Annotated in this window: 8 protein-coding genes; 1 reads left to right on the top strand and 7 read right to left on the bottom strand. The window is 55.8% G+C overall.

Going from position 1 to position 10,908, the window contains the following annotated elements; translation table 11 throughout:
• Nucleotides 1-272: 272 nt before the first annotated feature.
• Entirely contained in the window at nucleotides 273-1,745 is a 1,473-nt protein-coding gene (locus HY768_01610) for an aminotransferase class I/II-fold pyridoxal phosphate-dependent enzyme (GenBank protein MBI4725919.1), read from the bottom strand.
• A 114-nt stretch (nucleotides 1,746-1,859) separates the two neighbouring features.
• Complete coding sequence (gene speE, locus HY768_01605; protein ID MBI4725918.1) at nucleotides 1,860-2,771, bottom strand: polyamine aminopropyltransferase; 912 nt, start codon at nucleotides 2,769-2,771, stop codon at nucleotides 1,860-1,862.
• Between the two features lie 620 nt (nucleotides 2,772-3,391).
• Here speE and uvrA point away from each other — a divergent pair.
• Nucleotides 3,392-6,211, top strand: coding sequence for an excinuclease ABC subunit UvrA (gene uvrA, locus HY768_01600; protein ID MBI4725917.1), 2,820 nt, complete (start codon nucleotides 3,392-3,394; stop codon nucleotides 6,209-6,211).
• A 233-nt stretch (nucleotides 6,212-6,444) separates the two neighbouring features.
• Here the strand turns inward: uvrA and phoU are convergent, their stop codons facing one another.
• The 5 genes from phoU to pstC form a co-directional block, all read right to left on the bottom strand.
• Complete coding sequence (gene phoU, locus HY768_01595; protein ID MBI4725916.1) at nucleotides 6,445-7,113, bottom strand: phosphate signaling complex protein PhoU; 669 nt, start codon at nucleotides 7,111-7,113, stop codon at nucleotides 6,445-6,447.
• A gap of 232 nt (nucleotides 7,114-7,345) precedes the next feature.
• The gene (pstB, locus tag HY768_01590) at nucleotides 7,346-8,101 is read right to left on the bottom strand and encodes a phosphate ABC transporter ATP-binding protein (protein MBI4725915.1); all 756 of its coding nucleotides are present in this window, start codon (nucleotides 8,099-8,101) and stop codon (nucleotides 7,346-7,348) included.
• 191 nt (nucleotides 8,102-8,292) lie between these two features.
• Nucleotides 8,293-9,048, bottom strand: coding sequence for a phosphate ABC transporter ATP-binding protein (locus HY768_01585; protein MBI4725914.1), 756 nt, complete (start codon nucleotides 9,046-9,048; stop codon nucleotides 8,293-8,295).
• Nucleotides 9,049-9,058: 10 nt separating this feature from the next.
• Nucleotides 9,059-9,895 (bottom strand): phosphate ABC transporter permease PstA, encoded by an 837-nt coding sequence (pstA, locus tag HY768_01580; protein MBI4725913.1) that lies wholly within the window; start codon nucleotides 9,893-9,895, stop codon nucleotides 9,059-9,061.
• Nucleotides 9,892-10,749: a phosphate ABC transporter permease subunit PstC gene (pstC, locus tag HY768_01575; protein MBI4725912.1), complete on the bottom strand. Its 858-nt coding sequence runs from the start codon at nucleotides 10,747-10,749 to the stop codon at nucleotides 9,892-9,894. The genes pstA and pstC overlap by 4 nt, the downstream gene beginning before the upstream one ends.
• Nucleotides 10,750-10,908: the final 159 nt, after the last annotated feature.

The following is a 10,908-nucleotide window of genomic DNA, read 5'->3' as shown; positions in this document are numbered from 1 at the left end:
CGAAAGTCAAGTACTTTTTTTAAATATTTCATTCTGGTTGCAGCCCGCAAAGCCCGATATTACTGATCATTTTCGAGCAGGCGTCAGATTTTGCTGTCCGGGGCATCGAACATAGTTATAATTTTACGGGATTTTAGGTAGTAATTATCACTCTAAAATTGCGATTTGTCAAGCCCCCGGCCTGAGCCTTGTTTACTGTTTACTGTTGACTGTTTAGTGTTTAAAGTTCATTGCCTGTCCGACGAAGCCTTGGCGTAGTTGGATTCATTGACTCAAGCCACCACTCTGATCTTCCCCGGCTGTCCGGCCTTCGGCCCCACCAAAATAGCCCCGATCTTTTTCATGGCTGTAAGATACTCCACCGCCTCCTTGGTGATCCGCTCGCCCGGCACTATCACCGGAATGCCCGGAGGATAAACGGTAAAGAACTCCGTTGATATCTCGCCCACCGACTTCCTTAAGGCGATGGTCCGGTACCCGGCAAAGAAGGCTTCGCGCGGGGTCAGCGACATGGCGGGATAATTGGACGGGAACTGGATGTCTAACTTCTTCAGCCGGGCGTTGGGCTGACAGAAGCCGGCCAGGGCTTTGAGGGCCGCCAGCAGCTGGTCGGCCTCGGCCTGTCCGTCGGCCAAGGTGAAGATGAAGGCCACGTAGTCCCAGTCGGCCATCTCGGCCTGGATGCCGTACTTCTCATTCAGTACCTTGCTGGCCTGGTAGCCGGTCAGCCCCAGCTTGTCCACAAACACGATCAGCTTGGAGGGATCCAGCTTGAACGGCTTAATATCCTCAGTATTCAGGCAGCATAGGCCTTTGACGGCGTTGATGGAGTTCTTTAATCTGACAGCAATGTTCAAAGACCTGTCCAGCAATTGGTGGCCGTGCAGGGCCATTTGCCGCCGGGCCAAGTCCAGCGAGGCCATTAAAAGATAGGACGGGCTGGTGCTCTGGGTCAACAATAACACTTCTTCCAGGTCCCGGATGTCTATGTTGGGCCCCTTGACGTGCAGCATGGAAGCCTGGGTCAGGCCGGAGATGATCTTGTGAGTGCTCTCCACGCAGATGTCGGCCCCGGCCTCCATGGCCGAAGTGGGCAGGCTGGGATGGAACAGGAAATGCGGGCCGTGGGCCTGGTCCACCATCACCACCCGGTCGCGCAGGTGGGCGGCCTTGACTATCCTCTCCAGGTCGCAGCAGATGCCGTGGTAGGTGGGCGAGGAGACGAACACCGCCCGGGCCCCGGGGTTCTTGTCCATTGCCTTCTCCACCGATTCCGGCGAGACGTTCAGGATCAGCCCCCATTCCCGGTTGATCTCGGGATGAATGTAGACCGGCAGGGCCCCGGACATGATCAGCCCGGCGATCACCGATTTGTGGGTGTGCCGGGGGACGATGACCTTGTCGCCCGGGAACAGCACTCCCATCAGCATGGCCAGGTTGCCGCCGGTGGAGCCGTTGACCAAAAAATAGCTGTGGTCGGCCCGATAAGCCTTGGCGGCCAGGGCCTGGGCTGTTTTAAGCACCCCGGTGGGATGGAACAGGCAGTCGGTTTCCGGCAGCACGGTCAGGTCCATTTTGAAGATGTTCTCGCCGGCTAACTGGCGCCAGGCCGGATCTATGCCCTTCCCCTGTTTATGACCCGGAGTGTGAAAGGCCACCTTGGGCTGTTGGACATAGGCGACCAGGGCCTCAAACAACGGGGCCCGGCTCTGGGGGGATCTGTTGGGCGATGTGCGGTGCTTCATTCCAAGTTTAGCGTTTAACGTTTGAAGTTCCGGGTTCTCAGTTTTGAGTTTTATGTGCATTTTGTGGCAAAAGCATTTTCGCACCTTTTCGTGTTTTTCGTGGGGAAATGTCCCTCAGACGAACTTGGCAGTCATCAGTTTTTTGTCGGTGATCACCCGCTGCTGCTTTTCAAAGTCCTGGCGCAGGAATTTCGGCAGACAGAACATCCCCAGGTGGGTGACGCCGTCGTAGTATTCCAATTTCTTCAGCCCCCGCTTTTGAATGAGGTGATCTATCTGGGCCGGGGAATAAACCAACGGGTCGTAGGTCTTCGAGCCCATGATGAAGCCCCAGGGCAGGCCGAACGAGGGGATGATCACCTGGTAGATGTTGACCACCGGAAAGGCTAAAGAGATTGTCTTGGCGATGGAGGTCAGCATGTTCGTATCGTGGACCCGGGTGGTTCCGGCCTGGAGGGTGATGATCCCGTGCTCGGTCAGCCGGCGGTGGATCAGCTGGTAGAACTCCTTGGTATAAAGTTTGAAGGACGGGCCGCCCGCGATGGGCTCGGTCAGGTCGATGATGATGACGTCAAATTTTTCTCTGGTCCTTTCGAGATATGTCCGGGCGTCCATGTACAGGACCTTGGAACGCTTGTCAGTAAAGGCTCCGCCGGCCCATTCCGGCAACTCCTGGCGGCAGAAGTCCACCAGTTCCTTGTCGATGTCCACCATCACCGCCTGCTTGACGGACTTGTGCTTCAGGATGTCGCGCAGGGTCTCGCCCTCCCCCCCGCCCACGATCATCACTTTCTTGGGGCCGGGATGCAGCAGCAGCGGCGGGTGCACCAGAGCCTCGTGATAGATGAAGGAATCTTTTTCAGAACTCTGCATCCGCTCGTCCAGGAACAGGCAGCGCCCGTAGTTGCTGGTATCCACGATGTCTATCTTCTGGTATTTGGTCCGGGTGCTGACCACGGTCTTTATCACTCCGTGCAGGTGGATCTCGTCCATCCAGTGTTCCAGGTAGTAATTGCTGGCGGGCATGTCTAATTTCTCCGGTTATTTGATGTGAGTAATTGTTATTAAAAGAGGTTTGAGAATTATTACTCAGAGCGTATACCCTTCACCGGCCTAAATATCGGTTATATTCAGGGCAAGCTCTGTGGTGAGTGACTTGTACTGAGCTTGCCGAAGTAAGCCGAACCAATAGTCCGACTTTTCCCCCACCAAAACACCCCGCTACATCGGGGCAAGCTGCGAAATACGCGAAATATATTGGATGGGGAAGAAATAGGAATGTCTACTAATATTCACTCCCATTAGTAATGACACTACATATTGGGGAAAAATCAATGATTATTTTAACCTCACCCTGCCTTCCGGCTTCCCTCTCCAAATTAATTTGGAGAGGGATCGAGGGTGAGGTCCCCGCTTGACATTTCCTCAAAATGCTAATATAATAAAAGGTTGCCTTTTTCATTTATCGTCCGCAGATTACGCAGATTTTCGCAGATTCCAAGAAGCAAGCTTATTAGAGGAATATAGATTTAACTCGTTATAAAATAAGTTTAGTAATAATCTGTTAATCTGTTAAATCTGCGGATAAGGTTCCTCGGTAAAGAGCAAACAGTCATTCAGAAATATACAATTGGGACGCCTATCACATGATGGACAAACTGACCATCCGGGGGGCCCGGGAGCACAACCTCAAGAACATCGACCTGGATATCCCCCGGGACCAGTTGGTGGTGATCACCGGCCTCTCCGGCTCGGGCAAATCCTCCCTGGCTTTCGACACCATCTACGCCGAGGGCCAGCGCCGCTACGTGGAATCGCTGTCGGCCTACGCCCGGCAGTTTCTGGGCCTGATGGAGAAACCCGACTTGGACTTCATCGACGGCCTCTCCCCGGCCATCGCCATCGAACAGCGGGCGGCCAGCAAGAACCCCCGCTCCACCGTGGGCACCGTTACCGAGATTCACGATTACTTAAGGCTGCTGTTCGCCCGGATCGGCCGCCCCCACTGCCCCAAGTGCGGACAGCCCATCTCCTCCCAGACCGTCCAGCAGATCACCGACGCCATCATGGAACAACCCGCAGGGACAAAACTGGCCATTATGTCTCCGTTGATCCAGGGCCGTAAGGGCGAGTACCGGGTGCTGTTCGACAAACTGCGGCGCGAGGGCTTTGTGAGGGTGCGGGTGGACAAGAAGTTGTACGACATCGACGCCCTGCCGGTGCTGGACAAGAACAAGAAGCACGCCATTGACGCGGTGGTGGACCGGATGACTATCGGCCAAAAATCGCAGAAGCGGATCGCCGACTCGCTGGAGACGGCCTTGAAACTTTCGGAAGGACTGGTGGCGGCCATCTACAACGACAAACAGGAGGTCCTTTACAGCGAAAAGCTCTCCTGCACCAAATGCCACATCTCGCTGGGCGAGCTTTCGCCCCGGATGTTCTCCTTCAACAGCCCCTTCGGGGCCTGCCCGGCCTGCTCCGGGCTGGGAACCAAGATGGAGATCGACCCGGAAGCCCTGGTCCACAACCCAGAGCTGACCGTCAACCAGGGCGCCATCTCCCACTACGGCGATCCCATGGGCCACTGGATCGGCAGCCATCTGGAGGCGGTGGCCAAGGTCTATAACTTTTCACTGGATGCGCCCTGGAGAGAAATGTCCCAGAAGAACCGGGACATCCTGCTCTACGGCACGGACAAGGAGGTCAAGGTCCGCTACGAATCGGCTTCCAACGACAACGTTTACCAATTCACCAAGAAGTTTGAAGGCATCATCCCGATGATGATGCGGCGCTACCAGCAGACCGATTCCGACTACGTCCGCTACGAGGTGGAAAAGTTCATGTCCATCCTGCCCTGCCCGGTCTGCCAAGGGGCGCGCTTGAAGCCGGAATCTTTGGCCGTGAAAGTGGCCGGACAGTCTATCTACCAGTTGTCAAAACTTTCGGTCAAAAACTCCCGCCAGTTCTTTTCCTCGGAACTGAAACTTTCGGAGAAGGAAAAAACCATCGCCAAGCAGGTTTTAAAGGAGATCAACTCCCGCCTGGGCTTTTTGACCGACGTGGGTCTGGACTATCTATCATTGGATCGGATCTCGGAATCACTATCCGGGGGCGAGGCCCAGCGCATCCACCTGGCCACCCAGATCGGGGCTTCCCTGACCGGCGTGCTCTACGTGCTGGACGAGCCTTCCATCGGGCTGCACCAGCGGGACAACGTCAAACTGCTGAATACTTTGATCAAATTAAGGGACATCGGCAATACCGTGATAGTGGTGGAGCACGACAAGGAGACCATGCTGGCCGCCGATTTCATCGTGGACTTGGGCCCCGGGGCCGGGGCCACAGGCGGTGAGATCGTGGCGTTAGGGCCGCCCAAAAAAGTGATGCAGACCAAGGGTTCATTGACCGGACAGTATCTGGCTGGAACCCGTCATATCCCGGTTCCCAAAACAAGGCGCCCCGGCAATAAACTAAGTTTAAGGCTTTCAGGCTGCCGGGAAAATAACCTCAAAGATTTTGACGTGGAGTTTCCTTTAGCCAAGCTGATCGGCGTCACCGGGGTCTCCGGCTCCGGCAAGAGCACGCTTGTCAACGACACCCTGTACCAGGCCCTGGCCCAAAAGCTCTACCGTTCCCGCACCCAGCCGGGCAAGCACCGGAAGATGGAGGGCTGGGAATTTCTGGACAAGGTGATCAACATCGACCAGTCGCCCATCGGGCGCACCCCCCGCTCCAACCCCGCCACTTACACCGGGCTGTTCACCTATCTGCGCGAGCTTTTTGCCATGACCCAGGAATCCAAACTGCGGGGCTACGCCAACGGCCGGTTCTCCTTCAACGTTAAGGGCGGACGATGCGAGGCCTGCGAGGGCGACGGCATCGTCAAGATCGAGATGCACTTTCTGCCGGACGTCTACGTCCCCTGCGAGGTTTGCAAGGGCCAGCGCTATAACCGGGAGACGCTGGAAGTGACCTACAAGGGCAAGAACATCGCCGAGGTTTTGCGGATGACGGTGGCCGAGGCCCAGAGTTTCTTCTCCAACATCCCCAAGGTGGCCCGCAAACTGACCACTTTGGCCGACGTGGGCCTGGGGTACATCCAGCTGGGACAGTCAGCCACGACCCTCTCCGGCGGCGAGGCCCAGCGGGTAAAGCTCTCGGCCGAGCTGTCCAAGATCGCCACCGGCAAGACCCTGTACATACTGGATGAGCCGACCACCGGACTGCATTTTGAGGACGTCAAGATGCTCTTGGCCGTACTGCACCGGCTGGCCGACAAGGGCAACACCGTGATAGTGATCGAGCACAACCTGGACGTGGTGAAATCGGCCGACTGGATCATAGATCTGGGCCCCGAAGGCGGCGACGAAGGCGGAAGGATCTTGGCCTGCGGCACCCCGGAACAGGTGGCGGCCAACAAGATGTCGTACACCGGACAGTATTTGAAGAAGGAGATAACCTAACCCTTCCCTAGGGGTGGTACCTGTAGGGACATGACATACAGCCTACATAGCCTTGGGTAATTATATTTGTACGGTCCGAAATTGGCCGACGAGATCAACCAGCAATTGGTTAAGAAGCTTGTCAAGAAAAAGGTAATGAACTACCCCGCCGCAAGCGGGCGGGGTATCTTTTCCCCGCTCCCGCGCACGTTACAATTCAAAATTTCTTTTGTTCCCCGAAACCGATCGAAAAATCATTCCGCCGCCTGGGCGTGGTGCTTTATGATCTTGGCTTCGGAGATGTAGATCTCCTCCTCACTGATGTTGGTGGACAGATCGGCCACCCGCTCCAGATTCCGGCTGACCAGAATCAGATCCATGGCCCGGCTTATGGAATCCGGCTTCTCCATCATAAAGGTCAGCAGTTCCCTAAAGATCTGGTCCTTCAGGTCGTCCACCTGATCATCGCTCTTGCACACCGCCCTGGCCTTTTCGGCGTCGTTGTTGACGAAGCTGTCTAAGCTGTCCTTGAGCATGCCTATCGAAAGCTCGGCCATCCGCGGGATGTCGATCAGAGGCTTGAGGTCAGGCTGGGCGGCCAGCCGGATGGCGCTTTGGGCGATGTTCACCCCGTGGTCGCTGATCCGCTCCAGATCGTTGTTGATCTTGATGGCCCCGATCAGAAAGCGAAGGTCCCCGGCCGCCGGCTGGTGCCGGGCGATTAGCGCGATGGCGTCCTCTTCTATCTCTATCTCCAGTTTGTCCACCTCCTTGTCCAGGGCAAAAAGCGACTGGGCCAAAACCGCATCCTTCTTGATCAGAGCCTCTAGCGATTGCCTGATCAGCTGCTCCGCCTTGGCCGCCATCAATAGCAGCTTTTCCTTAAGCTCCAAAAGCTCCCGGTCAAAATGTCTTTGTTCCATTTTTCACCTCAAAATAAGTTTGCCGTTTACTATTGCCGTTTACCGTTTACCGTTTACTGTTCATTGCTCATTGCTCATTGTTCATTGTTCATTGCTCATTGTTCATTGTTCATTGCTCATTGTTCATTGCTCATTGTTCATTGCTCATTGCTCATTGTTCATTGCTCATTGCTCATTGCTCATTGCTCATTGTTCATTGTTCATTGCTCATTGTTCATTGCTCATTGCTTCGTTACCCGAACCTCCCGGTGATGTAATCTTCGGTCAGTTTCTGCGCGGGGTTGGTGAATAACGTCTTCGTTTCTCCGAATTCTATCATCTGACCCAGCAGCATGTACCCGGAGAAATCCGAGACCCGGGCCGCCTGCTGCATGTTGTGGGTGACTATGACGATGGTATAGTCCTTCTTGAGTTCCAGCATCAGTTCCTCCACCTTGGCGGTGGCAATGGGGTCCAGCGCGGAACAGGGCTCGTCCATCAGGATCACCTCCGGCTCCACCGCCAAAAGGCGGGCCAGGCAAAGCCGCTGTTGCTGGTCCAGGGGCAGAGCGATGGCCGGCTGGGCCAGCTTGTTCCTAAGCTGGTCCCACAGCCAGGCGGCCCTCAGGCTTTTTTCGACTGTCTGATCCAGGTTTTTTTTGTCGTTGCTGCCGGCCACTCTTAAACCGTAGACCACATTCTCGTAGATAGTCAGCGGGAAGGGGTTGGGGCGCTGAAAGACCATGCCCACTTTCTTCCTGAGTCCTTCCACTTCGGTGTTCTTTTGGTAGATGTTGACCCCGTCCAGCAGAGCCTGGCCATTGATTCTGACCTCGGAGATCAGGTCATTCATCCTGTTCAAACATCTGAGCAGGGTGGACTTCCCGCAGCCCGAAGGGCCGATCAGGGCGGTGATCTGCCGGTCGTATACCGGCATGGTCACCGATTTCAGCGCCTGGAAACTGCCGTAGAAAAGGTCCAGGTCCTTTATTTCAATTTTTTGATCCATCACGAATTTAATGATTTTTCAACCATGAATTCCCGAATTAACCACATAAAACTTGCCCTGAGCTGCGCCGAAGGGGCACATAAGCCACATACTGTTTGTTTTTGTTTTTAAATTTATTTTGTGCCCGAGTTTACCCTGATGAATAGAAGGGTGCGTTTTGTGGTAAAATAAATTAGTATCCAAATAGCCGTTCAACCGAACCTTCCGGTGATATAGTCGCTGGTCTTTTTGTCCTTGGGAGCGGTAAACATCTGCTGGGTCAATCCCTCCTCCACCAGCTGACCCATCAAAAAGAAAGCGGTGCGGTCGGAGACCCGGGCCGCCTGTTTGGTGTTGTTGGTAACCAATATCACCGTATAACGCTCTTTTAAGATCGTCAAAGCCTCTTCAATTTTTGCGGTGGAGATGGGGTCCAGCCCGGAACAGGGCTCGTCTAAAAGAATTACCTCCGGCTCCAAAGTCAGGGTCCTGGCCAGGCACAGCCGCTGCTGTTGGCCGCCCGAAAGCCTCAAGGCCGATGTCCTCAAACGGTCCTTGACCTCGTCCCATAAAAAAGCCGCCTTTAAGGATTTTTCCACCACCGCTTCGTCATGCTTCCATCCTTTGTCCGCGGAAAGTTTGGGTCCATAGGTTATGTTTTCATGGATGCTCATGGGCAAAGGAACCGGCATGGCAAACACCATCCCCACTTTTTTACGAAGGCTGACGGCATCATAATCCCGGCCGTAAATATCTTCCCCGTCCAGCAGCGCCCGGCCCTCGATCCGGAAGCCGGGCTGCAGTTCGTTCATCCGGTTTAAGGAACGGAGAAAGGTGGTTTTGCCGGAGCCGGACGGCCCTATTACGCCCAGTATCTGGCTGCTCTGGACCTCCAGGCTCACGTTTTGGAGCAGTGGGTCCGGACCGGAAAAGACCGAAAATTTGTTTAATGATATTTTGACTGACATGCGTTGACCCTTATGTTCTTTTGGCTATCATCCGGTTCATCATCCAGTAGGCCAGCAGGTTGACCGAAAGCACGGCGATAATCAGGGCCGCCGCCGTTCCATAAGCGTTCTCGACCGAGATGCCCTCCCGGGCCAGCAGGTAAAAGTGCACCGCCATGGTTCGGACCGAATCGAAGACCGAGGCCGGGATCCTTAGGGAGGCCCCGGCGGTGAAGATAACGGCTGCGGTCTCCCCCAAGGACCGCCCCACCCCCAGCATGATGCCAGTGAGTATGCCGGGCAGGGCGTTGGGCAGGATCACCTTGCGCACCGTCTGCCAGCGGGTGGCGCCCAGCGAATAGCTGACCTCGCGGTAAGAGAGCGGCACCGCCTTGATGGCCTCCTCGGTGGTGCGGATGATGGTAGGCAGGATCATCAGGGCCAGGGTCAGCGCCCCGGCCAGCAGCGACCAGCCCATCTGTAAGATGGTCACGAATAATATGAACCCGAATAGCCCGAAGATGATGGAAGGGATGCCGGCCAAGCAGTCGGCCCCAAAACGGATCACTGCCGTCAAACGGGATTCCCGGGTGTATTCGGTCAGGTAGACTGCCGTCCCCACGCCCAAAGGCGCGGCCAGTATCACGGCCAGCAAGGTCAAAGCCACCGAACCCACAATGGCCGGGAAGATCCCCCCGGCCCGGCCCATATCCTGGGGCGCTCCGGTTAGAAAGGCCCAGTTTAAAACCGGCAGGCCCTTCTCCAGCACGAAGACGATGATGAAGACCAGGGCGGTCAGGGTCAGCAGGGTGGCCGAGCCCAACACCGCCACCGCCGCCTGCTGGGTATGCTTGGGGTCTAGTTTCATCTGCGGACCTTTCTCTGGCGCATCACAAAACTGGCGCTGAAGTTCAGGATCATGATTACCACGAACAGCACCACCCCGGTGGCGAACAGTGCCTGGCGGTGCAGCCCGGTGGCATAGCCCATCTCCAGGGCGATGTTGGCGGTCAGGCTGCGCACCGATTCCAGGGCCGAGTGCGGTATTTTGACGGAATTCCCGGTGACCATGATCACCGCCATGGTTTCGCCGATGGCCCGTCCCATGGCAAGGATGATGCTGGCCGCGATACCGGAGCGGGCCGCCGGCAGGGTCACCATCCGCACCGTCTGCCAGACCGTGGCCCCCAAGGCCAAAGAGCCTTCGCGGTAGGTCTTGGGCACCGCCATGATGGAGTCGATGGAGATGCTGATGATGGTGGGCAGGATCATTATGCCCAGGATAATGGAGCCGGCCAGCAGCGAAAGCCCCGGGCCTCCCAGATGGTCCCGGATCAGCGGGGCCAGTACCATCACCCCGATGAATCCGTAGACCACCGAGGGGATCCCGGCCAGCAGTTCGATGGCCGGTTTAATTATCCGCATCACCGGGCGGGGCACGAACTCGGTTAAGAACACCGCCCCGGCCACCCCCAGCGGGGCCCCGATGGCCATGGCTCCCAGGGTGACCCACAGGGTGGAGATCACCATGGGAAAGATGCCGAATTTGCCGGCTTGGGGATTCCACTGGGACGAGAATAAAAATTCCCCTAACCCGTACCGGAAAATGAAGGGCATCCCCTGGCTGATGATGAAAACGGCGATCAACAGCAGGGCCGAGAGGGCCGAAAAGGCCACGGTCATCAGCAGTCGCTGCATTATTTTTTCGCTGGTTCCAGGCATTTTTCTGTTTGCGGTTCAATAAGTAGCTGTAAATAAATAAGCTTTACAAGTTATTATTGAGGCTCGGGTAAATTGTATAATTCCATTCTCCATGAAATCTTTCGGGCTTAAGGTTGACCCGGGCAATTTCTTCATTTGATATTTTGCGTCCGACGGGAT

The sequence above is a fragment of the candidate division TA06 bacterium genome (assembly GCA_016208585.1).
Lineage (GTDB): Bacteria > Edwardsbacteria > AC1 > AC1 > EtOH8 > UBA5202.
The sequence above is the reverse complement of the archived record's forward strand: the minus strand, read 5'-3'. Positions and strand labels throughout refer to the sequence as shown.

Coding starts and splice junctions, on each gene's coding strand:
- uvrA (MBI4725917.1), top strand. CDS start 3,392: ATGATGGACAAACTGACCATCCGGGGGGCCCGGGAGCACAACCTCAAG.
- phoU (MBI4725916.1), bottom strand. CDS start 7,113: ATGGAACAAAGACATTTTGACCGGGAGCTTTTGGAGCTTAAGGAAAAG.
- speE (MBI4725918.1), bottom strand. CDS start 2,771: ATGCCCGCCAGCAATTACTACCTGGAACACTGGATGGACGAGATCCAC.
- pstB (MBI4725915.1), bottom strand. CDS start 8,101: ATGGATCAAAAAATTGAAATAAAGGACCTGGACCTTTTCTACGGCAGT.
- pstC (MBI4725912.1), bottom strand. CDS start 10,749: ATGCCTGGAACCAGCGAAAAAATAATGCAGCGACTGCTGATGACCGTG.
- pstA (MBI4725913.1), bottom strand. CDS start 9,895: ATGAAACTAGACCCCAAGCATACCCAGCAGGCGGCGGTGGCGGTGTTG.
- HY768_01610 (MBI4725919.1), bottom strand. CDS start 1,745: ATGAAGCACCGCACATCGCCCAACAGATCCCCCCAGAGCCGGGCCCCG.
- HY768_01585 (MBI4725914.1), bottom strand. CDS start 9,048: ATGTCAGTCAAAATATCATTAAACAAATTTTCGGTCTTTTCCGGTCCG.